19 protein-coding genes and 1 pseudogene are annotated in these 21492 nt (G+C 68.2%); 12 read left to right on the top strand and 8 right to left on the bottom strand.

Going from position 1 to position 21492, the window contains the following annotated elements; genetic code table 11:
• Positions 1–12 precede the first annotated feature (12 nt).
• Positions 13–1941, bottom strand: coding sequence for a rhamnogalacturonan lyase (locus tag NP777_RS15090; RefSeq protein ID WP_391858513.1), 1929 nt, complete (start codon positions 1939–1941; stop codon positions 13–15).
• A 138-nt stretch (positions 1942–2079) separates the two neighbouring features.
• Here NP777_RS15090 and glgP point away from each other — a divergent pair, with 138 nt between their 5' ends.
• On the top strand, positions 2080–4767 hold the full coding sequence (gene glgP, locus NP777_RS15085; RefSeq protein WP_256650645.1) for an alpha-glucan family phosphorylase: 2688 nt from the start codon (positions 2080–2082) through the stop codon (positions 4765–4767).
• A gap of 80 nt (positions 4768–4847) precedes the next feature.
• Here the strand turns inward: glgP and map are convergent, their stop codons facing one another.
• Complete coding sequence (gene map / locus NP777_RS15080) at positions 4848–5630, bottom strand: type I methionyl aminopeptidase (RefSeq protein ID WP_256650644.1); 783 nt, start codon at positions 5628–5630, stop codon at positions 4848–4850.
• 67 nt (positions 5631–5697) lie between these two features.
• Here map and NP777_RS15075 point away from each other — a divergent pair, with 67 nt between their 5' ends.
• Positions 5698–6000, top strand: a complete 303-nt coding sequence (locus NP777_RS15075) for a helix-turn-helix domain-containing protein (RefSeq protein ID WP_256650643.1) — start codon at positions 5698–5700, stop codon at positions 5998–6000.
• 143 nt (positions 6001–6143) lie between these two features.
• A complete protein-coding gene (locus tag NP777_RS15070) occupies positions 6144–7241 on the top strand; it encodes a hypothetical protein (RefSeq protein WP_256650642.1) in 1098 nt (365 codons plus the stop codon).
• Between the two features lie 39 nt (positions 7242–7280).
• On the opposite strand, the gene NP777_RS15065 is transcribed toward NP777_RS15070, so the two are convergent.
• Positions 7281–7610, bottom strand: coding sequence for a hypothetical protein (locus tag NP777_RS15065; RefSeq protein WP_256650641.1), 330 nt, complete (start codon positions 7608–7610; stop codon positions 7281–7283).
• Positions 7611–7807: 197 nt separating this feature from the next.
• Here NP777_RS15065 and NP777_RS15060 point away from each other — a divergent pair, with 197 nt between their 5' ends.
• From NP777_RS15060 to NP777_RS15035, 7 genes and pseudogenes are all read left to right on the top strand, one after another.
• Complete coding sequence (locus NP777_RS15060) at positions 7808–8659, top strand: helix-turn-helix domain-containing protein (protein WP_256650640.1); 852 nt, start codon at positions 7808–7810, stop codon at positions 8657–8659.
• The gene (locus NP777_RS15055; protein ID WP_308405131.1) at positions 8637–8873 is read left to right on the top strand and encodes a DUF397 domain-containing protein; all 237 of its coding nucleotides are present in this window, start codon (positions 8637–8639) and stop codon (positions 8871–8873) included. Before NP777_RS15060 ends, NP777_RS15055 begins: the two co-directional genes overlap by 23 nt.
• Before the next feature lie 129 nt (positions 8874–9002).
• The gene (locus NP777_RS15050; RefSeq protein ID WP_256650638.1) at positions 9003–9245 is read left to right on the top strand and encodes a hypothetical protein; all 243 of its coding nucleotides are present in this window, start codon (positions 9003–9005) and stop codon (positions 9243–9245) included.
• Positions 9217–9732: a DUF6879 family protein gene (locus tag NP777_RS15045; protein WP_256650637.1), complete on the top strand. Its 516-nt coding sequence runs from the start codon at positions 9217–9219 to the stop codon at positions 9730–9732. The genes NP777_RS15050 and NP777_RS15045 overlap by 29 nt, the downstream gene beginning before the upstream one ends.
• Positions 9713–9970: pseudogene (locus tag NP777_RS48080) on the top strand (helix-turn-helix domain-containing protein); the annotation flags it as partial. The gene NP777_RS15045 and the pseudogene NP777_RS48080, both read left to right, overlap by 20 nt.
• Positions 9971–10078: 108 nt before the next feature.
• A complete protein-coding gene (locus NP777_RS48075) occupies positions 10079–10606 on the top strand; it encodes a DUF5753 domain-containing protein (RefSeq protein ID WP_308405130.1) in 528 nt (175 codons plus the stop codon).
• 88 nt (positions 10607–10694) lie between these two features.
• Positions 10695–11006, top strand: a complete 312-nt coding sequence (locus NP777_RS15035; RefSeq protein WP_256650635.1) for a hypothetical protein — start codon at positions 10695–10697, stop codon at positions 11004–11006.
• A gap of 725 nt (positions 11007–11731) precedes the next feature.
• Here NP777_RS15035 and NP777_RS15030 read toward each other — a convergent pair.
• Both NP777_RS15030 and NP777_RS15025 read right to left on the bottom strand, forming a co-directional pair.
• Positions 11732–12262 carry a hypothetical protein gene (locus NP777_RS15030; RefSeq protein ID WP_256650634.1) on the bottom strand — a complete coding sequence of 177 codons (531 nt, stop codon included), beginning with the start codon at positions 12260–12262 and terminating at the stop codon, positions 11732–11734.
• 111 nt (positions 12263–12373) lie between these two features.
• Entirely contained in the window at positions 12374–12913 is a 540-nt protein-coding gene (locus NP777_RS15025; protein ID WP_256650633.1) for a DUF6879 family protein, read from the bottom strand.
• A 188-nt stretch (positions 12914–13101) separates the two neighbouring features.
• On the opposite strand from NP777_RS15025, the gene NP777_RS15020 reads away from it, so the two are divergent.
• Positions 13102–13314: a hypothetical protein gene (locus NP777_RS15020; RefSeq protein WP_256650632.1), complete on the top strand. Its 213-nt coding sequence runs from the start codon at positions 13102–13104 to the stop codon at positions 13312–13314.
• A gap of 188 nt (positions 13315–13502) precedes the next feature.
• The gene (locus NP777_RS15015; protein ID WP_256650631.1) at positions 13503–15056 is read left to right on the top strand and encodes a phosphate ABC transporter substrate-binding protein; all 1554 of its coding nucleotides are present in this window, start codon (positions 13503–13505) and stop codon (positions 15054–15056) included.
• Between the two features lie 90 nt (positions 15057–15146).
• On the opposite strand, the gene NP777_RS15010 is transcribed toward NP777_RS15015, so the two are convergent.
• The 3 genes from NP777_RS15010 to NP777_RS15000 form a co-directional block, all read right to left on the bottom strand.
• Positions 15147–16826 carry a M4 family metallopeptidase gene (locus NP777_RS15010; RefSeq protein ID WP_256650630.1) on the bottom strand — a complete coding sequence of 560 codons (1680 nt, stop codon included), beginning with the start codon at positions 16824–16826 and terminating at the stop codon, positions 15147–15149.
• Positions 16827–16971: 145 nt separating this feature from the next.
• Positions 16972–18603, bottom strand: coding sequence for a M4 family metallopeptidase (locus NP777_RS15005; RefSeq protein ID WP_256650683.1), 1632 nt, complete (start codon positions 18601–18603; stop codon positions 16972–16974).
• Positions 18604–18936: 333 nt separating this feature from the next.
• On the bottom strand, positions 18937–21183 hold the full coding sequence (locus NP777_RS15000) for a M4 family metallopeptidase (protein WP_256650682.1): 2247 nt from the start codon (positions 21181–21183) through the stop codon (positions 18937–18939).
• Positions 21184–21492 lie beyond the last annotated feature (309 nt).

Here is a 21492-nt window from a genome sequence, read left to right as displayed (position 1 = left end):
TTGGTGGGGGTTTCACGGAGTGGTGATGGCCGGCCGCGGCGGGGTCGCCATCTTGTTGCCGATGAAGAAACTGGGGTGCGGGGGCTGGTTGTAGGCGGTGTTCTGCCAGGCCAGCGCCTCGCGGTACTGCCGGTCGTGGAGCAGCGTGGTGATCTTCCGATCGGTCTCGTACGGCGTGGAGTAGATCCGCAGCGCCTTGTTGTCGCTGGTCGGCCAGACCACCTCCTCGCGCCAGTCGCCGAGGATGTCGCCGGACAGCGACGGGGTGGCCTTGGTGCCGTTGTTGGAGTGCACCCCGGAGCCGGTGAGCAGCCGGGTGTCACCGGAGGTGCCGTACTTGTCGATGTGGGTGCCGTCCAGCAGCTCGCGCACCGGATCGCCGTCCCACCAGGCCAGGAAGTTGACCGAGGAGGGCTTGCGGCCCTTGGCGCCGCCGCCCTCGTCGCGGATCTGGTCGTCCCGCGCGGACCACATCTCGGCGCCGTCGTTGCCCGCCCAGATGTCATCGGCCACGCCGCGCCCGTTGTCGCCGCCGGACGCGGTGGACCACAGCACCTGGCCGGTGCGGGCGTCGGCGAAGTACGAACCCGGCTTGGCGGAGTCCTCGTCCACCTTGAAGTACTCCAGACCCGCCCGGGAGGGGTCGAGGTCGCCGAGGTGGGCGGCGTCGCCGTGGCCGTTCCTGTTCGTCCACAGCCCCGAGCCGTTGTCGTCCACGGCCATCGAGCCGTAGACGATCTCGTCCCTGCCGTCGCCGTCCACGTCCCCGGTGGCCAGCGCGTGGTTGCCCTGGCCGTCGTAGCCCTTGCCGGTGTTGGTGGAGCTGTTGGTGTCGAACGTCCACTGCCGGGTGAGCTGGCCTCCGCTGAACCTCCAGGCGGAGATCACAGTGCGGGTGTAGTAGCCGCGCGCCTCGATCAGCGAGGGGGTGGAGCCGTTGAGATACGCCGTCCCGGCCAGGAAGCGGTCCACGCGGTTGCCGTAGGAGTCGCCCCAGGAGGAGACCGTGCCGCGCGGCGGGACGTAGTCCACCGTGCTCATCGCGGCGCCCGTACGGCCGTTGAACATCGTCAGATATTCGGGTCCGCCGAGCACATAGCCGCTGGAGTTGCGGTAGTCGGCGGAGGCGCTGCCGATGGTCTTACCGGCGCCGTCGACCGTGCCGTCCGCGGTCTTCATCGCGATCTCGGCCTGGCCGTCGCCGTCGTAGTCGTACACCTGGAACTGGGTGTAGTGGGCGCCGGAGCGGATGTTCCGGCCCAGGTCGATCCGCCACAGCCGCTGCCCCTGGAGGGTATAGCCGTCCACGATGGTGTCGCCGGTGACGCCCGACTGGGAGTTGTCCTTGGCGTTGGTCGGCTGCCACTTCAGGACGAAGTCCAGGTCGCCGTCGCCGTCGAGGTCGCCCACCGAGGCGTCATTGGCCTCATAGGTGTAGTCCGAGCCGCCCGCCGGGGGTGAGATCGGCACATCGTAGTACCCGGGGCGGAACTGGATCGCGCTCGGCGAGGCGGGCTGCTCCGCCCCGCCCACGATGGCCCGCACGGTGTAGTCCGCGCTGTTCGGGGCGTCCTTATGGAGGTAGTTGGCCGTGGTGATGGGGGAGGAGTTGACCTTGACGCCGCCCCGGTAGAGGTTGAACGTCACACCGTCCGGGTCGGTGGCCAGCCAGCGCCAGCTGACCAGGTTGTCATTGCCGGTGTGCACGCTCACCAGCCCCCGGTCCAGCTTCTCCAGCTGGGCCGTGGCGGCCGCCCTCGGTGTGGGCCCCTTGCCCTCGGCGGCCTCCGAGACGCTCACCAGCGAGGTGACGGTCAGCGCGCCCGCCGCGCAGACGGCGGCCAGCGTCCGGACACGGGGTAGCCCCGTCCGGCCCCTGCGCGGGGTGGGTCTGGGCGGATCAGCGGGGGGCGGAGTGTGCGAACTGTCCCGAGAGCGCACGTGGTCCTCCAAGGCATGGGGGGAAGGTGTGACCCCTAGTCGTCCCCTTGGCCGGAAAGGTTGCCGCCTTCGGGCCGACTTCTCGGGAGCGGGGCGAAACAGCCGAAACAGGGACTCGTCGGCCGCTACCGTCGAAGGGTGAAGGCCATTCGTCGATTCAGCGTGCGCCCCGTCCTTCCGGAGCCCCTGCGACCGCTCAACCGGCTGGCGCGCAATCTGCGCTGGTCCTGGCACCCCGAGACCCGCGAGCTCTTCGAGTCCGTGGACCCCGAGGGATGGCGGGAGTCAGGCGGCGACCCGGTGCGGCTGCTGGGCGCCGTGCCCCTCTCCCGCCTCGCGGACCTCGCCGAGGACCGCTCCTTCCTGCGCCGTCTCACGGCGGCCGCGGATGATCTGCACGACTATCTGACCGGGCCCCGGTGGTATCAGGGGCGGGTCGCCGCCGAGGACAGAGCCGGGCCGATCCCCGTCGAGTCCGCGGCTCCCGTGGCGCCCGTACCCCCGGACGCGCCCGTACCCCCAGACGCGTCCGTACCCCCAGACGCGCCCGCCCCGTCCGGGCTCCCCACCGCCATCGCCTACTTCTCGCCGGAATTCGGGATCACCGCCGCCCTGCCCCAATACTCCGGCGGCCTCGGCATCCTCGCCGGAGACCACCTCAAGGCCGCCAGCGACCTCGGCGTCCCCCTGATGGGCGTCGGACTGCTCTACCGCCACGGCTACTTCCGGCAGTCGCTCTCCCGCGACGGCTGGCAGCAGGAGCAGTATCCGGTCCTCGACCCCGACGAGCTCCCGCTCACCCAGCTGTGCGAGGCGGACGGCCGGCCCGTCCGGATCCCGCTCACCCTGCCCGGCGGCCGACCGCTCCACGCCCGCGTCTGGCAGGCCCAGGTGGGCAGGGTGCCCCTGCTGCTGCTCGACTCCGACGTGGAGGAGAACGGCCACGGCGAGCGCGAGGTCACCGACCGGCTCTACGGCGGCGGCAGCGAGCACCGGCTGCTCCAGGAGATGCTGCTGGGCATCGGCGGCGTCCGCGCCCTGCGCGCGTACTGCGGGCTCACCGGCCACCCCGAGCCCGAGGTGTTCCACACCAACGAGGGCCACGCCGGATTCCAGGGCCTGGAGCGCATCCGCGAACTGATCGCCGACGGGGCCGGCTTCGACGCCGCCCTTGAGGCGGTGCGGGCCGGGACCGTCTTCACCACCCACACCCCCGTGCCCGCCGGGATCGACCGCTTCGACCGCGAGCTGGTCGCCCGCCACTTCGGGGACGACGCCGAGCTGCCCGGGATCGAGGTCGAGCGGATCCTCGCGCTCGGCATGGAGACGTACCCCGGCGGGGAACCCAACCTCTTCAACATGGCCGTGATGGGGCTGCGGCTGGCCCAGCGCGCCAACGGGGTGTCCACCCTGCACGGCCGCGTCAGCCGGGAGATGTTCGCCGGGCTCTGGCCGGGCTTCGACCCCGAGGAGGTGCCCATCACCTCCGTCACCAACGGGGTGCACGCACCCACCTGGACGGCCCCCGAGGTCACCCGGCTGGGCGCCCGCCAGTTCGGCCACCTCGGCGACTCCGAGCTGTGGGAGCTGCGCCGCACCCTGCGCAAGCGGCTGGTCGCCGAGGCCCGGCAGCGGCTGTACGCCTCCTGGCGGCAGCGCGGCGCGGGCACCGCCGAGCTCGGCTGGATCGACGGGGCGCTCGACCCCGACGTCCTCACCATCGGCTTCGCCCGCCGCGTCCCCTCCTACAAGCGGCTCACCCTGATGCTGCGCGACCAGGACCGGCTGATGGAGCTGCTGCTCCACCCCGAGCGGCCGGTCCAGATCGTCGTCGCGGGCAAGGCCCACCCGGCCGACGACGGCGGCAAGCGCCTCGTCCAGGAACTCGTCCGCTTCGCCGACGACCCCCGGGTCCGCCACCGCCTGGTCTTCCTGCCCGACTACGGCATGGGCATGGCCCAGAACCTCTACCCCGGCTGCGACGTCTGGCTCAACAACCCGCTGCGCCCGCTGGAGGCATGCGGCACCAGCGGTATGAAGGCGGCCCTGAACGGCTGTCTCAACCTCTCCGTCCTCGACGGCTGGTGGGACGAGTGGTACGAGCCGGACTTCGGCTGGGCCATCCCCACCGCCGACGGCGACGCCATCGACGAGACCCGCCGCGACGACCTGGAGGCCGCCGCCCTCTACGACCTGCTGGAGCAGCGGGTCGCCCCGCGCTTCTACGACCGCGGCCTGGACGGCCTCCCCGGCCGCTGGATCGCCATGGTCCGGCGCACCCTCACCACCCTCGGCCCCAAGGTGCTCGCGGGCCGCATGGTCCGCGAATATGTCGAGCGCCTCTACGCCCCGGCCGCCCGCTCCCACCGCGCCCTGAACCTCGAGGCGGCCGCCGAACTGGCCGCCTGGAAGACCCGGATCCGCGCCGCCTGGCCGGACGTCGCCGTCGACCACGTAGAGGCCCACCTCACCCCACCCGCCCCGGGCGGCGCCGCCGAACTCGGCTCGACGCTCTCCCTCCGCGTCCGGGTGCGCCTCGGCGCCCTGGACCCGGCGGACGTCGAGGTCCAGGCCGTGGCCGGCCGTGTGGACGACACCGACCGCATCACCGACGCCACCCACGTTCCCCTCAAACCCACCGCGGGCCCCGACCTCGAAGGCAGCCGCCGCTATGAAGCCCCCCTGGCCCTCAACCGCACCGGCCCCTTCGGCTACACCATCCGCGTCCTCCCCACCCACCCCCTCCTCTCCCACCCCGCGGAACCGGGCCTCATCGCCCTCCCCTCGGAGGCCGCGTCCGAGGCGGCGGGAGTCCTGATGCGCTGAGCCTCCGGCGGCTGAACGGACGACGGACCGTCCGGCACGGGGGAGTGGGACGAGCGATCCGGGGCCGAGACCACCCGGCCTTACGGCTGCGCCTGCTTCGGCAAGGTGAGGATCTCGGCTCCGTCGCCGGTGATGGCGATCGTGTGCTCGCTGTGAGCCGTCCGGCAGCCTGTCGCGCTTCGGAGCGTCCACCCGTCGGCATCGGTGACGAGTACAGCGGTGTCCGCCATGACCCACGGCTCCAGAGCCAGCAGCAGCCCGGGGCGCAGCTTGTATCCCCGGCCGGGCCGTCCGGTGTTCGCGACATGCGGGTCCTGGTGCATCGTCGATCCGATGCCATGACCTCCGAACTCGGTGTTGATCGGGTACCCCGCCTCGCTGAGGACCGTGCCGATGGCATGGGAGATGTCGCCGATGCGAGCCCCGGGCCCGGCAGCGGCGATCCCCGCGGCCAGCGCGCGTTCGGTCGCACCGATCAACGCGACGCTCTCCGGGGGCTTCGCGTCGCCCACGATGAAGCTGATGGCGGCGTCCGCGGCGACTCCGCCTGTGGAGACGGCGAGGTCGAGGGTCAGCAGATCGCCGTCGGCAAGCGTGTAGTCGTACGGCCGTCCGTGAAGCACGGCGTCGTTGACGGCCGTGCAGATGTAGTGGCCGAACGGGCCGCGTCCGAAGGACGGCTCGTAGTCCACGTAGCAGGACTGCGCTCCCGCTTCGACGATCATGGCCTTGGCCCACCGGTCGATGTCCAGGAGGTTCGTGCCGACCGTGCTACGGCTCTTCAACGTCTGCAGGATGTGAGCGACCAGGGCACCCGTGTCTTTTGCCCGGGCCAGTCTGGTGTCGTTCAGGATCTCGATCACGTGGCGCCCTTCTCATGCGAACCAATAACTATACCGGCCATACTATACCGGTACTAGAATCGTGGGCATGGTCAGGTTGCCCCTCACTCCCGCAGAGGTCGAACGCGGACAGCGCCTCGGCGCCCTCCTACGTCGAGCCAGGGGAGAGCGCTCGATGCTCGAAACCGCGCTTGACGCACATGTCTCACCGGAGACCCTCCGGAAGATCGAGTCGGGCCGCGTGGCCACCCCCGCCTTTCCCACCATCGCGGCGATCGCCGATGTCCTCGGCCTCTCCCTCGACGCGGTGTGGGCCGAGATCAACCAACCCGAAGGCGGCGTCGCGCCGACCGGGTCCGGTCACGCCGCACATGAGCAGTTGGCCTCGTAGGGGAGTTGTCCCAGTCGGCCTCGCCGACCGCATCGGCTGAAGCCTGGACCTGCCGGAGCGAACCGGGTCCCGGGGAACCCACGCGCCCGGCATGACGTCTTGGCTGCCGTCACCACGTAGCCGCACGGAGGTCGGAACAGGTCATGGCGCACGAGGGAACCCAGTCGACCGACCGGGCGGCCGACGGCATCGGCGGTGATCCCCCCGAGCGGCCGGGCGGCGGCATCGGCGGGGCGCTCCGGTCGTCGCTGGGCGTCGTCAGGCGCTACCGCGGCGCGCTGTACGGCTTCACCCTCCACGTGTCCGCCCTGACAGCCGTGCTCGGCTGCGCGATCGTGGCCGGCGGATTCGCGGCGGCATGGGACACCTTCGAGGGCGTCCGGGACTACGCGGACCGCAACATCGCCAACGAGGACTCCTACGTGGCCTACGCCGACGGGGGCCTGCCCCCGTTGGTGAGGGTCGGTTTCGTGGTGTCGCTGCTGTTGCTCGTACTGGGACTCCTCGTCGTCTCCGTCCTGCACACCGCGTACGCCATCGGCGACTCCCATGCCACGCGCGACGGCGGACCGCTCACCACCCGCGAGCTCTGGCGGCGCACCCGCCGGCGCCTCCCCGCCGCCCTCATGGTCAACGCGCTGACCGGGCTGGCCGTGGGCGCCGTGGTGATGGCGGGCCTGGTGCTGTTCAGCCTCGTGGACGGCAACAAGGTGCCCGGTGTGGAGACCACGCCGCTGGGCGAAACCGCGTCCTGGCAGTACACGCTGGTGGGGTGGGTGTTGCCGATCGCCATCTGGTGTCTCGGCCCGCTGCTGTACTCCCGCCTGTCGCTGGCCACCGCCGAGACGGTGCTGGAACGCCGTTCCCCGTTCGTGGCGTTGTACCGCTCCTGGGTGCTGACCCGCCGCGCACGATGGCGCACCCTCGGCCTGGGCACCCTGGTCGCCGCGGCCGCCGTGCTCGTCTTCTGGCCGGCCCGCTACGCGGCCGCTCCCCTCGCCCACCCCGCCGGACTCGGCATGCTGTGGCTCAGCGACGACAACGTGTGGATCACCGGCGTGCTGGTGATGATCCTCCCCACGGCCGTGGCCCTCCTCCTGCTGCCCCCGGTGGTCATGCCGGTGGTGTGCGCGGTGTTCGCCCGTCTCCACGGCGATCTGCGCGCCCGTGAGGAGGCGGAGCGGGGCGCTGGAGCGGTGAGCCCTTCGACGGTCAGCCGCCCAACCGACAGGGTCCGTTGACTACGGCCAGGCCGTCGCGGCCACTATGGGCTTCCTCCGCTAGGCGGCCAGGTCGGGACCGAGCGTGGCGGCGGTGGCCGGGGCGAGCCATACGAGCTGTGCGGTGACCTCGCCCCGGGAGAACCACGCGGCCACCCGCTCGGGCGATGCGAGGGCCAACCGCTGCCCCGGTCCGACCACTTCGGTACGTCCGTCCTCATTGGCCATGCCCCATGCCGCGATCTCCACGTCTGATTCTCCGGTGTCCTCGTACGGGTGGATCCGGGCTACGGCGAAGAGGCGGGGCGCGGTGGCGAGGACGAGTGCGCGGAGTTCTTTGCCGAGGTCGAAGGGCTCGGACGCAGGTTGCTCGGGGGATACGGTGGCCATGCGTGTCTCCTTGCTGGAAGGCGGAGTTGGGACGGATGGGGGCCAGCCACAGAGCAATCGTGGGGTTGCCGCCTGGAGTGGCCTGGATCACAGAGTAGGGTGAGGGGTTGAATTGCTTCTACGGAAAACCTGGAAGCATCTAACTTTGAACCTCTTCCGGTGACCGCTGCATCACTTGTGCGACTGTGGAGGGCCGTATGCCGCCAAGGACAGTTCCGACCGCACGTCAGCTACGTCTGGGCGTCGAGCTGCGTAAGCTCCGCGAACGTGCGGGCCTGAACACGAGGGAGGCAGCTGAACTGATCGGAGCCCAGCAGGCTCGCATCAGCAACATCGAGACGGGGCGCTTCGGGCTCAGTGAACGCAGCATCCGCACGCTGGCCGGGAACTACGCGTGTGGCGACGATGCCCTCCTCGCCGCTCTCATCGCCATGACGGGCAAACAGCAACGTGGCTGGTGGGAGGAGTACCGGGACGTGCTGCCCCCAGGGCAACTCGACATCGCCGAGCTCGAACACCACGCAACGGAACTCGTGTTGGCCACCGTGCTCCACATCCCGGGACTGCTCCAGACGCTCGACCACGCACGCGCTGTCTTCGCCGAAGGGGTGCCGACGCTCCCTCCACCTGACGTGGAAGACCGCGTTTCGTACCGCATCAAGCGACAGCGCGTTCTCTGCGCCGACAGTCCCACCCTATGCAAGGCGGTGATCCACGAGGCCGCCCTCCGCATGCCCTTCGGCGGGCGGCAAACATCCCGCGTGCAGCTCAAGCACTTGATCGACATGAGCGAACGGGACCACATCACTATCCGGGTGATCCCGTTCCGTAGCGGCACGTTCGCCGGGTCCGGTCAGTCGATCAACTACTTCGCCGGCCCCGTTCCTCAACTCGACACGGTTCTGCTGGAGCAGGCGCACGGCTCCCTCCTGCTCGACGCGGAAGCCCAGTTGGAGAAGTATCGGTTGGTGATCGGCAAGATGGAGGCCATCGCTCTGGAGCCGGAGGAGTCCCGTGACTTCATCCATGGCCTTATCCAGGAACTGTGACAAGGAGCAGCACATGACCCCGGTTTCTTGGCGGCAGTCGTCGTACTGCCAGGAATCAGCCTCCTGCGTGAACGTCGCCGAAGGGGAGCACGACGCGATAATGCTCCGCGAGAGCGAGCAGCCAGAAGTCGTACTCACGACCACCCGGACGCGCCTGAGAACCTTCATACGCGCCGCCAAGGCCGGTCAGTTCGATCAAGTCGCCGAATTTTGATCTCGGTGGTGGGCTCACGGCGAGCGCCTTTTCGCGCTCCCCTTCGGGGTGCGTGCGCTCTTGACCGAGCGACCACACAGGTGAAGAGTCGCCCACTGTCCGTGACTATGCTCGGCACAGGAGGCAGTGATGGCGCTGCGGTTCATCGCGAAAGACCCGAACACGGGAACCAATGAGTCGCCCACTGTCTGGGTGGACGATCAGAACGCGGACTTGGTGCTGCAGGGGTGGACGGTCGACGACGTGACCGTCGCCGAGTGCTTGGAAACAGGGTCGATTCCGGAGCATGAGGCGGTGATTCGTATTCCTGCGCGGATGGTGCAGGCATTAAGGGAGGCATGCGATGTCGCAGAAGGTACCATCATTCGCTGACTTGCTGGCCGACTGCCGTAAGTCAGCCGTACACCTGGAGATGCGCGACACGTACGCGGTCGACTACGAATCCGGAGACTTCCGCAGGTGGCGGGAAACCGGAAAGTGGGACAACCTCGAATACTGGAAGCCGTGGAAGGAGCTCGTATCCGAGGCAGTCGGGCGGGGTGTGATCATGCGACGGGCTCGGATTATTTCGGAGCCGGTGAGTGAATACATCCGATTCGAGTACTCGGGCACGATCCACAACATCGAGGCAGGCGAGCTGGTGCGTTGGTTGCCTCGAAGGCAGGCTTCGGATCTAGCTCTGCCCGGAAATGACTTCTGGGTGTTCGATGACCAGTTGGTTGAGTTCAATCATTTCACTGGCGATGGGGCCTCTGCCGGTCCGTCGCTCAGTGATGACCCGGATGTCGTGAAGCTTTGCTCCGCTGCTTTCGAGTCGGTGTGGCAACGTGCTACTCCGCATGGGGAGTTCAAGGTCTGAACTGCATACGCGAGTCGACCAACTCATGCCCGCGTCTCCGTCCTCAAGCGCTCAAAGAGCACGCGCAGCCGTTGCAGCTCGCCTGCGTGAGATCCGTCAGGAAGCTGGCCTGACAGGGCGTGAGTTGGCTGCGTTATGCGGCTGGCATCCAGCGAAGAATTCTCGTATCGAGAACGGGAAAGCAGCTGTCTCCGATGCGGATATTCGGGTTTGGTGTACTGCCTGTGGAGCAGATGATCAAGCCCTCGATCTCATAGCGGCCTCCCGTACAGCCGATCAGATGTACGTCGCATGGAGGCGGCTGCACCGTACGGGACTCCGCCGCCTCCAAGAATCCTATGTACCCTTGTTTGAGCGCACGCACAGGTTCCGCATCTATTGCTCCCGAGTGGTGCCCGGTTTTATCCAGACGGAGGAGTACGCGACTGCACTTCTGACGATAATTGCGGACTTCCGGCAGGCGCCCAACGACGTGTCTGACGCCGTGCAGGCTCGTTTGGATCGCTCTCGCATTATCCATGAGGGTGATCACCGTTTTGCCCTGCTGGTCGAGGAGGACGTGCTCTATTACCGATTCGGCACGCCGTCTGAGATGGTCGAGCAGCTTGCTTACCTTCTAGCTGTGATGGCTCTTCCCTCCGTGTCTCTCGGAGTTATCCCGCGTACCGCTCCCCGTCTCATGTGGCCCTTGGAAACGTTTAGCATGTTTGATGATGTTCAGGTTGAAGTGGAGCTGCTGACCGCTCAGGTGAACGTCACGCAACCAAGTGAAATCGCCATGTACGGACGAGCGTTCAGCGAGCTCGCTTCGATGGCTGTCTACGGTTCGAACGCCAGAGCGCTCATTGCTGAGGCTCTTGACTCTCTCGGGTAGCCGCCGCAATTATCCGCAATCTCGTTGTTGCCGTCCGCGCACCCGCCGTAACGTCTCCCGCACTGAACACCTGCGGGAGTGCAGCCAAATGAAAATCACTGAAGAGGCCATCGACGCCATGCGTTCCGAGCGTCACCGCTCGGCCGGAGAAGACGCGAGAGCGGTCGCTGAACTGCTCCGAGAGGCATTGGGCCGTCTCGGCTTTACTCCGGACGTGGCCATGCCCCACGGCGAAAAGGACGAACGCCTGTTCTGGCCGGTCCTGCGGGGAGAGGTGACGGTCTCGGGTCATCCCATGGTCGCCCTCGGCCGTATCCCGCTCGACAGTGCGAACCGGCTCGCGGAAATCCTCGTGCGTGCGGCGCTGGAGGAGCACACCAAGAAGGCCATCACTCGGTGAGCCGTCTCTAAAGACCCCGTCCCGGCTGGACCGGAGCCCTGGCAGGTCGAGCCCAGCGCGGAACGGGTGCATGTGCACGACGGCGCGAGGAGAGTCCCCGCGTCGACAGCACCGAAGGGAATCATCTCGATGCGCTTACGCGGATTCAAGGCCATTGTCCGCCAAGACCCCGAGGACGACGGGCCGACAGAGGGCGGACAGCAAGGCGGATGTGGTGACGGTGACGGCTGCGGTCGGCAGTAGTCGCGTGATGTAAGCGGGCGGCCCTCACCTCTTTGGGGGCCGCTCTCACCGAGAGAGCGAGTACATGCACCATCACGGCTACACCTGGCTCGGCTCCGCCCACGAATTACTCAAGGACGGCCCCCGGCGTTCCCTCCACCCGGAGTTCAGATCCAGCAAGGTCGTTCCCTTGGAATGCGCTCACTGGCTGCTCAAGCCCGCCTCATTCGTCCAGGGGACCTGGACCGATTCGCGGCAGGCGGCCGCGTGGTTCGGTCGGCAAGTGCGGGCTTCCACGGTGGCGTTCGTCTCGAAGCGCGACCGTGACGCCATTCGGATCGCAGAGACAGTCGCCCGCGCCGGCCAACGAGTGGCGAGCGGTGAGGACGTGGTCGGCGGCTGGTATCTCACGGGGCAGAGATTCCTGTCCGTGTGCCTGATCGCGTGCAGTCCGCACCGTCTGCGCCCGGAGATTCCCTGCCCCGTTGGCACTGCTGAAGGGATCAATCCGGTACCAGGTACTCCCACCGCTTGACGTGTGCACAGCTGTGCAAACCGGCCTTCTTGGCTGCCGCCCCGGCCTCCTCCGCGCTGTCCTTGACGACGTTGGCGGTCATGGCGAGCAGCAGTTCCATGCCGGGCTTGAGGTTCGGAATGGTGCTGTGCATCGTGTACAGCTCTTTCGCGTACGCGTCCAGCTTGCCCAGCCAGGCGTTCAACGCGGCTCGGTCGGCCGTGGAATCGGGTTGGGGCAGCTCTTTGACGTCCTTCCGCAGGTCCCTGATCAGAGTGTTCCGCTTGCGGATCTTCGTCAGGTCATCCGAGCCGAGCGTCTTGCCGTAGGCCAGGTCCCCGGTGAACCGGTCGGTGATGGTGTCGCACTTCTTGTCGGCACTCTCGACCAGCCCGGGAGGCGACGACGAGCAACTGCCCAGGGCGGCCACAGCGACCAGCGTGGCCGCGCCGAGCCCGCTCGTCCGCAAGGGGGCGCGTGCTCGGCGGGGCCGATGCCGATGGGTGTTCTCGTCGCGCATGTCATCCCGTTCCCGCCGTGGGCCGTCTGGGACCGGGACGTCCCGGCCATCAGCCAGGATGGTTGCGCAGGTGCTCGGGACCCCTCCCGGGAGCTGTGCGGTGGTCGCCGCTCACACGGTGGGACGCACCCGTTGTTGAAACTCCGTCGTGGGCGTCGCGTAGTGCCAAGCCGCGTCACGCACCTGGCAAGCCCGAACCACTGTCTCGGCGTCCTCGGCCACGTGCACGCCCAGGGTGGCGCCGTCGTCGCCGAAAACGAACCTCACGACGATCTGTGAGTCGAAGAGCCAGAAGTCATAGTCCGGCAGGCCGATGCGCTGCGCGTCCGACCTGTACATGTTCCGGATGTCCTCCCCTGCCTCGACGTTCCCGAGACCGGAGGCGAGCAGGAAGCGCTGCCCCTCGGAGGGTGGGTCATCGACGAGTCGCACCCGTTCGAAGCGCTTTCCGGCATCTGTCTGCGCCCGGACACCGGCATGCCAGGGTTGTTCGGGTTCATAGCGCCCGATGTTTTCGCCTGCCTTCCAGCGCTGCCATTTCGCCCCACTGCGATCGGACGCGTAACCGCTCTGCGTCTCCAGTCGCCAGGCAGTGTGTTCGAAGTGCTCGAAGAGGTGTGCAATGTCATCGAACGGCACCAGATCCGGCATCTCGCTCCTTTGTCATGAAGGGGGTCTATAGCTCTCTGGTCAAGTATGTGCCGACGCGCTCGACGCATGTGGCCTTCGATGCAAATGGTGCCGAACGAGGAGTCCGAGTTGTCCGGTTCGGTGCTGTCCGTCGTTCAACGGGCCTTATAGGCTCGCGGGTTGGCTGTCCGCCCGTTTCAGGAGGTGTTGTGCGAGACCAGAAGATGTACTGCTACACCTGTGGAACAGATGAGATGCACCGTCGGCTCACTGCCAAGGAGAAGGCTTGGCTCAAGAACCGCACGGGGCGGAAGACGGTCGAGGAGTTCTTCATGTGCAAGGCGCCCGGTTGCCGCAATCTGCGCACTGGTTTCCAGAAGCGTCCCTTCGACCGTCCCATCCGCATGCCGGAAGACCTCTGATCGCGCATGGGGCCGCCGTGCGGCAGATGCGTTTGCTGCACGGTGGCGTCGTGCCGCCCGCGCCCCTGCGAAGGTCGTGGTTGAACGCGGGACGAACATTGGATGAGAGCTGGGCCACATCGGCCACATGTGCGTGCCCGGAGCGTACATTCGCCCCCCTGAAGCCATTGCATGCACGGGGGGCAATCATGAAGTGGCTGGAACAGTTGACGGCGCCCGAGAATCTGCTGGCGCTGCTCGGTGTCGTGGTGACGGTCGGGGGGCTGTCGTATGAGCGGCTGATTCCCGGGCGGAAGCGTATCGGCTATCGCGTGCAGATGGACACGTTGATAGATGACAGCACCCAGGACGGGCCGATTCATCAGCGGTTGCGGATGCTGGAGAACACTCCGGATCTGGCCGGGGCCTCGCTCGTCCTGTTGCGGATTGAGAACGACGGGTTCCGGAGCATTGACGCCGACGACTACATCACGGCGCCGGCGACGAACCACCGTGGGCTCACCGCGACCTTTCCCAATCGCACCGTGCGGGATGTGGCGGTCACCGAGCCCAGTCATCCGGATCTGCTGCGGCATCTGCCGCAGCGCGGGACTCCGGAGAATCCCGGGCTGGTCTGTGCGGGCAATGAGATCTCGCTGCCCCGGGTGCCGCTGAACAAGGGGGATCATTTCAAGCTGCTGGTGCTGCTGACGGGTGCCGGGACCGATAAGCCGCCGCATGTGGGCGGGCGGATCAAAGAGGGCAGGATCCGGAACAATGAGAAGTTCCGGCGGCCCAGCAACCGGATGCTCGGGCTCATCGGCAGTCTGCTGGCGATGCTGATGCTCCAGTCGTTCGGTGTGCAGCTGTGGCGGGACGATCCGCTGCCGCGCGGATGTGCCGAGGGGAATCTGACGATCGTCGGCTCGACCGCGTTCAAGCCGGTGGCGCAGGACGCGGGCGAGGCGTATCAGAGCGACTGCCGGGACGCCCATGTCACCGTGCAGGCGCAGGGCAGTGGGCGCGGTACGAAGACGCTGATCGATGCCGGGGAGGCGGCGAAGGGCGGATTCCCGTCGTATCTGGCCTTCTCCGACGGCCCGGACGGGGATGGGAATCCCCAGCTCAAGCAGCATCTGGTGGCGCTGTCCGTGTTCAGCGTGGTGGTGAACAAGGACGTGCGGATATCCGATCTCTCGCTCGACGATCTCCGCAGGCTCTATTCCGGCCGGATCACCAACTGGAACCAGTTGCCCGGCGGGCCCGATCTGCCGGTGCGGCTGGTGAGCCGGGACGCGAAATCGGGGACCCGCGGGGTGTTCGAGAGCCGGGTGCTGGGACGTAACGAGATCTCGCGAACGTCCGACAACTGCAAGACCCCGAAATTCACCGGGGACACCGTCGTCCGCTGTGAACTCGACAGCACCGGCGAGGTGTTGAAGACGGTGGCGAACATCCCCGGCGCGATCGGCTACGCCGAATTGCATTCCGCCGAGGAGAGCGCCCAGAAGGGGAATCTCCATCTGGTGGCCCTCGCTCACCGCAAGCCTTCCATCGACGCGGTGCGGGAGCGGACCTACCCCTTCTGGGAGCCGGAGTACGCGTACACCTACACCGCGCCGCCCGCGAACTCCCTGACCTCGAAGTTCCTCGACTATCTGGCCGGGGACACCGGGCGGAACCTCATCGAGACCCATGGCCATCTGCCCTGCGCCGCCGCGGAGAACCAACGGGCGTGCCAGCTGGCGACCGGCGGACGGTAGGCGGACGGCAGGAGCCGGCGGGACAACCGGCGGGACAACCGGCGGGACAACCGGTCGGCCGGGCCCGGAAGCCCGGCCGACCGGCGGGGGTCACTTCACGTTGACGCCGCCCCAGGCGTTGTCGACCGCCTTGTACTCGGCGCTGGTCGCGCCGTACAGCGCCTTCGCGGCCTTGAGGGTCGCGGTGCGGGCCTTGGCGTAGTTGGTGGTCGAGGTCATGTACGTGGTCAGGGCCTTGTACCAGATCTTCTCGGCCTTGGCGCGGCCGATGCCCTTGACGGTGCGGCCGTCCTTGGTCGGGCTGTTGTAGGTCACCCCGCCGATGACCTTGCGGCCGCTGCCCTCGGCCAGCAGGTAGAAGAAGTGGTTGGCGATACCGGAGGTGAAGTGCGGGTCGTCGTTGCCCACACCGCTCTTCCAGTAGTCGTAGGACAGGCCGTCCTTGCTGGGCTTGTCCATGTAGCGCAGCGGGGTGCCGTCGCCATTGATGTCGATCTTCTCGCCGATGAGGTAGTCACCGGGGTCCTTGGCGTTCTTGGCGTACCACTCCACGGCGGTGCCGAAGATGTCGGAGGTGGCCTCGTTGAGCCCGCCGGACTCGCCGCTGTACTCCAGGTTGGCGGTGGCCGAGGTGAGCCCGTGGCTCATCTCGTGGCCCGCGACGTCGAGCGAGGTCAGCGGCTTCTTGTTGCCCGCGCCGTCGCCGTAGGTCATGCAGAAGCAGTCGTCGTCCCAGAAGGCGTTCTCGTACGCGTCGCCGAAGTGGACGCGGGAGTACGCGGCCTTGCCGTTGCCCTTGATGCCGTTCCGGCCGAGGACCTTCTTGTAGTAGTCCCAGGTCATCGCGGCGCCGTAGTGGGCGTCCACGGCGGCGGTCTGCGCGATGGTGGGCTTGCCGTTGCCCCAGACGTTGTCGGCGTCGTAGAAGGCCGACCCCTTCTTGGTCTCGTCCCACGAGTGCTTGAGGTTGTACGTCTGGTGGCCGCCGCGCGCGGTGTCCTTCAGCAGCCACTGGCTGCCGCTCTTGACCGAGCCGACGGTGACCTTGCCGTTGTGCTGGCCGGTTCCGGTGCCGTTCTCGACGGCCTGGTACTCGTAGAGCTTCCGGCCGGAGTCGGCGTCGGTGATGACGTGCAGCTTGCTGGGCGTACCGTCCTTCTGCACCCCCTTGACGACCGTCTCGTACGCGAGGGTGGGCTTGCCGGTGGCGGCCCAGATCACCTTGCGCGCGGTCTCGGCGCCCGACTTCTTGTCGCCCGCGGCCCGCGCGGCGCTCAGCGCGGACCGCTCGGCGCCGGAGGGGGCGATGGCGGCGCTGGTGTCGCGGACCTTGATGTCGGCGTCGGTCGCCTTGTCGGCACCCTGGGAGGCGCCGCTCGCGGACTCATGGACGATCAGATCGCCGCCGAGGACCGGCAGCCCGGCGTAGGTGCGCTCGTAGCGGGTGTGGGTGGTGCCGTCGGCGTCCTTGACGACGTCCTTGACGACCAGCTTCTCCTTGGCCCCGAGCCCCAGCGACTTCGCGGTGGAGACCGCGGTGGAGCCCGCCTCCCGCAGCAGCTCGGCGCGGACCGAGGGGGAGAGCGAGACGGCGGTGGCGCCCGAGCGGGTGGCCGAAGGGGCCGAAGAAGCGGCCGCGTTCGCGGTTCCGGCGGTGGCGCCGGCGGCGAGCAGGGAGGCGGCCAGGGTCGCCGCTCCGGCGGCGAGGGCGGTACGCGAGCGTCTGAGACGGGATATGCCGGATATGGCTGACGTCGAACGTGAATCCACGCGTATCTCCAGTTGTGATGGGGAGTTGGGCGAAGCTTCCACCCAACGCGACAAAGATGTCGCTTTGCCGTGGATAAAACATACCGGTGCCCGGGGCCTCGGGCCCCGGGCACCGGCAGAGTGTCGCGCGGTAACTCAGGTGGTTTTACTTGACGTTTACTCCGGCCCAGGCGGCGTCCACGCCCTTGGCCTCGGCGCTGTCGGCGCCGTAGAGGTCCGTGGCGGCCTTCTGGGTGGCCTCACGGGCGGCGTGGTAGTCGGTGTTGGAGGTCATGTACGTGGTCAGGGCCTTGTACCAGATCTTCTCGGCCTTGTCCCGCCCGATGCCCTCGACCTTGGAGCCGTCGGCGGTGGGGCTGTCGTACTTCACACCGTTGATCTCCTTCGCGCCGCTGCCCTCGGACAGCAGGTAGAAGAAGTGGTTGGCGACACCGGAGGAGTAGTGCACGTCCTGGTCGCCCACGCCGTCGGACCAGTTGTCCGCGGACTGGCCGTCCTTGCTCGGCTTGTCCATGTAGCGCAGCGGGGTGCCGTCGCCGTTGATGTCGATCGCCTCGCCGATGAGGTAGTCACCGACGTCGGTGGTGTTCTTGGTGCTGAACTCCACGGCCGTGCCGAAGATGTCGGAGGTGGCCTCGTTGAGGCCGCCCGACTCGCCGCTGTACTCCAGGCCCGCGGTCTTGGAGGTGACGCCGTGGCTCATCTCGTGGCCCGCGACGTCGAGTGCGGTCAGCGGGGCCTTGTTGCCCTGGCCGTCGCCGTAGGTCATGCAGAAGCAGCTGTCGTCCCAGAAGGCGTTCACATAGCTGTCGCCGTAGTGTACGCGGGAGTAGGCGCCCTTGCCGTCGCCCGCGATGCCGTCGCGGCCGTGCACGTTCTTGTAGTAGTCCCAGGTGGCGGCGGCGCCGTAGTGGGCGTCGACGGCGGCGGTCTGGGGGTCGTCCGGCTTGCCGGTGCCCCAGTTGTCGTCGTCGTCGGTGAACGCCTTGCCCTCGCCGTCCTCCTTGTTCTCCAGGTTGGTGGTCTTGTGGCCGCCGCGGTCGGCGTCGGTCAGGGTGTAACCGCTGCCTTCCTTGCTGGTGCCGAGCTCGACCGAGCCGCTGTACTCGCTCTCGCCCTTGCCGGTCTCGATGCCCTGGTACTCGTAGAGCTTCTTGCCGGTGGCGGCGTCGGTGATGACGTGCAGCTGGTTCGGGGTGCCGTCCTTCTGCACCCCGCCGACGACGGTCTCGTACGCGAGGGTGGGCTTGCCGTCGGCGGCCCAGATCACCTTGCGCGGGGCCTGGTCGGCCGCCGCCTTGGCGGTGTCGTCGGCCTTGGCCAGCTTGACGGCCGACTTCGCCGCGGTGCTCGGGGCGATCCCGGCCGTGGTGGAGGCGACCTTGACGGTGGCCTTGGTGGCCTTGGTGACGCTGCGGACGTCACCGCCCTTGGCGCGGTGGACGATCAGATCGCCACCGAGGACGGGCAGGCCGTCGTAGGTGCGGTCGTAGCGGGTGTGGGTGGTGCCGTCGGCGTCCTTGATGACGTCCTTGACGACCAGCTTCTCCTTGGCGCCGAGGCCCAGCGACGAGGCGGTGTCCGCCTTGGTCGCATTGGCCTCGCGAAGCAGCTCGGCTCGGGCCGAGGCGGTGAGCGCCGCGGGCTGGGCGCCGGACTTGGCCGGGGCGGCACCCGCGGTGCCGGTGCTCAGCCCGGAGGCGAGCAGGGCCGCCGCGGCGACCGCGGTACCGGCCGCGATGGCCGAACGCCGCTTACCGGCAGGGGATATGGGCATGCTGAAGGTCTTGCGCACGCGATCTCCTCGTTGCTGTGGGGGGTCAGCGCCGGGCTGCGGGGAAGTGCGGCCCGGTGCTGAACAAGAGGTACTGATGCGTAATGCGTTGGGCAGACTGTCACACAAGTCCGGGACATGTCACGGGTTTCACGACAGGTCGAAGGGAAAATGTTCGTTGAATGCTGATCAACCTTCGGATTCCGGACGGGCGGGCGTAAGAGTCCTGAAGGAAAAGAGGCGCCGCCAGGGGGAGTCGGGTCGACCCCTGGCGGCGCCTGTCCTGGGTGAGCCCCGGCCTCGGGGCTCCGTCAGAACGTCAGTGCGTCACAGCCTTCAGAACGTCAGCTTCCAGCTGTTGATGTAGCCGGTGTCCTGGGCGTACATGTCCTGCACCCGCAGCTTCCAGGTGCCGACCGCGGTCTCGGAGGACGCGTCCACGGTGTACGTGGTCCGTACGTCGTCCGCCGAGTCGAAGAGGCTGGCATCCTTCAGCCGGTAGGCCGTACCGTCCGGGGCCACCAGGTCGATCACCAGGTCGCCGCGGTAGGTGTGCACGATGTCCACGCCCACCTGGAGGTTGCTGGGCGCGTTGCCGGCCCGGCTCACCGAGATCGGCGAGGTGACGGGCTCACCCGCGTCCGGGATCGCGATGTCCGCGGTGTTCTCGAAGACATTGCCGCCGCTGGTGTTGACCGTCCAGGTGAAGGACGCCGTACCGGTCTTGCCGGCCGAGTCGGTCACCGTGACGGTCACCGGGCTGGACCCGACCGTGGTCGGGGTGCCGGAGACCAGACCGCTGGAGGAGTCGATGGCCAGGCCCGCGGGGAGCCCGCCGGCCGCGTAGCTCAGCGCGCCCGGGTTGGAGCTGGTCGCGGTGATCTGGAGGCTGGTGGCCTGGTTGACGATGCTGGTCTGGTCGCCGGGCGGGGTGACGGTGACGCCGTCCGCGATCCGGGTGCCGACGTTGACCCCGGCCCAGGCGTTGGCCACCGCGTTGTACTGCGGGCTGGCCTGGCCGAACAGCTCGCCCGCCGCCCACAGCGTGGCGTCGCGCGCACCCGCGTAGTTGGTGTTGGAGGTCATCCGCTGGCTCAGCGCCTTGAACCAGATCTTCTCCGCGTTGTCCCGCCCGATGCCGGTGACCGGGAGGTTGTCGTACGTCGGGCTGTTGTAGCTCACGCCGTTGATGACCTTGGCGCCGCTGCCCTCGGAGAGCAGGTAGAAGAAGTGGTTGGCGATGCCGGACGAGTAGTGGACGTCCACGTTGCCGACACCGGAGTACCAGCTGTCCTTGGAGGTCCCGTCCTTGCTGGGCTTGTCCATGTAGCGCAGCGGGGTGCCGTTGCCATTGATGTCGATCTTCTCGCCGACGAGGTAGTCGCCGGGGTCGCTCGCGTTGTTCGCGTAGAACTCGACGGCGGCGGCGAAGATGTCGGAGGTGCCCTCGTTGAGCCCGCCGGACTCACCGCTGTAGGTGAGGTTGGCGGTGGCCGCGGTGACACCGTGGCTCATCTCGTGCGCGGCGACATCGATGGAGGTCAGCGGCTTGGCGTTGCCCGAGCCGTCGCCGTAGGTCATGCAGAAGCAGGCGTCCTGCCAGAAGGCGTTCACGTAACCGCTGCTGTAGTGGACCCGGGAGTACGCCCCGACGCCGTCGCCCCGGATGCCGGTGCGGCCGTGGACGTTCTTGTAGTAGTCCCAGGTCTCGGCGGCGCCGTAGTGCGCGTCCACCCCGGCGGTCGCGGCGTCGGAGGTGGTGCCGTTGCCCCAGACGTCGTCGGTGTCGGTGAAGAGGGTGCCGGTGCCCGAGGTGCCGCGGTTGAGGTTGTACGTCTTGTGGTTGCCGCGGCCGGAGTCGGTGAGGTTGTACGAGCCCGAGCTGCCCGAGGTGCCGAGGGCCACCTGGCCGCTGTACTGGCTGTTCCCGGTGCCCTTCTTGACGCCCTGGAACTCGAACAGCTTCTTGCCGGTGGCCGCGTCGGAGATGACGTGCAGCTCGTTCGGGGTGCCGTCCTCCTGGAGGCCGCCGACGACCGTCTCGTACGCGAGGGCCGGCGTGCCCTTCGCGGCCCAGATCACCTTGCGCGGCGCCCGGTCGGCCGCGGTCTTCCGCGAGCCCTGCGCGTTCGCCGCCCGCACGGCGGCCTTCTCGGCGGCGGCGGGCGCGACGGCGGCGCTGGTGGTCGGGACGGTCAGCCGGGCCTTGGTGGCCTTGGCGACGGTCAGCGGCGCGCCGCTCTTCGCCCGGTCGACGACCAAGTCACCGCCGAGGACGGGGAGTCCGGCGTAGGTGCGCTCGTAGCGGGTGTGCGTCGTGCCGTCGGCGTCCTTGATGACGTCCTTGACGACCAGCTTCTCCTTGGCCCCGAGCTTGAGGTCCTGAGCGGCCTCGCCCTTCGCGGCGTCCGCCTCGCGGATCAGCTCGGCGCGCTGGGCGGGGGACAGCTTGACGGGGAGAGCGCCGCGGTCGGGGGCGCCGGAGATGGTGCGGGCGGCGGGGCGGTCGGCCACGTTCGCGGAGTTCGTGGAGTCGTCCGGGCGGGCGGCGGCCGTGCCGCTCTGGAAGCCGACGCCGATCATCGCCGCCGCGACGACCAGGGCGCCGGTCGCGATGGCCCGGTTGCCCGGGGTGCGACCGGATCTGCGGCCACTGGGTCTGAGGTGCCGTTGGGGGAGGGATCTCACGCTGACTCCTTCTGCGCTGGCCGCGCGGTGGCACGGCCGGGACGACCGGGCGGCTGGGTCGCCGTCCGGGCAGGGCAGAACGCGTGCGCACCCTGGCGTTACCGGGTGCGCCCGGCCGCAGACGAACGACTGGGCGCGGCCGCGGTGCGACCGGGTGGTGTGGAGGGTGGCTGTGGCGTGACGTGGCTGTGGCTGCGGCTTCGG

Origin of the sequence: Streptomyces rugosispiralis (assembly GCF_024505145.1) — a bacterium.
Classification (GTDB): Bacteria; Actinomycetota; Actinomycetes; order Streptomycetales; family Streptomycetaceae; genus Streptomyces; species Streptomyces rugosispiralis.
This window is presented reverse-complemented; position numbering and strand designations above follow the sequence as displayed.

Bases quoted from the DNA above. Each gene is read 5' to 3' on its own strand.
- NP777_RS15055 (WP_308405131.1), top strand. From the start codon at position 8,637: ATGGCCTTATCCAGGAACTGTGACAAGGAGCAGCACATGACCCCGGTT.
- NP777_RS15065 (WP_256650641.1), bottom strand. From the start codon at position 7,610: ATGGCCACCGTATCCCCCGAGCAACCTGCGTCCGAGCCCTTCGACCTC.
- NP777_RS15015 (WP_256650631.1), top strand. From the start codon at position 13,503: ATGAAGTGGCTGGAACAGTTGACGGCGCCCGAGAATCTGCTGGCGCTG.
- NP777_RS15060 (WP_256650640.1), top strand. From the start codon at position 7,808: ATGCCGCCAAGGACAGTTCCGACCGCACGTCAGCTACGTCTGGGCGTC.
- NP777_RS15030 (WP_256650634.1), bottom strand. From the start codon at position 12,262: ATGCGCGACGAGAACACCCATCGGCATCGGCCCCGCCGAGCACGCGCC.
- NP777_RS15075 (WP_256650643.1), top strand. From the start codon at position 5,698: ATGGTCAGGTTGCCCCTCACTCCCGCAGAGGTCGAACGCGGACAGCGC.
- NP777_RS15070 (WP_256650642.1), top strand. From the start codon at position 6,144: ATGGCGCACGAGGGAACCCAGTCGACCGACCGGGCGGCCGACGGCATC.
- NP777_RS15025 (WP_256650633.1), bottom strand. From the start codon at position 12,913: ATGCCGGATCTGGTGCCGTTCGATGACATTGCACACCTCTTCGAGCAC.
- NP777_RS15045 (WP_256650637.1), top strand. From the start codon at position 9,217: ATGTCGCAGAAGGTACCATCATTCGCTGACTTGCTGGCCGACTGCCGT.
- NP777_RS15035 (WP_256650635.1), top strand. From the start codon at position 10,695: ATGAAAATCACTGAAGAGGCCATCGACGCCATGCGTTCCGAGCGTCAC.
- NP777_RS15050 (WP_256650638.1), top strand. From the start codon at position 9,003: ATGGCGCTGCGGTTCATCGCGAAAGACCCGAACACGGGAACCAATGAG.
- NP777_RS15005 (WP_256650683.1), bottom strand. From the start codon at position 18,603: ATGCCCATATCCCCTGCCGGTAAGCGGCGTTCGGCCATCGCGGCCGGT.
- NP777_RS15000 (WP_256650682.1), bottom strand. From the start codon at position 21,183: ATGATCGGCGTCGGCTTCCAGAGCGGCACGGCCGCCGCCCGCCCGGAC.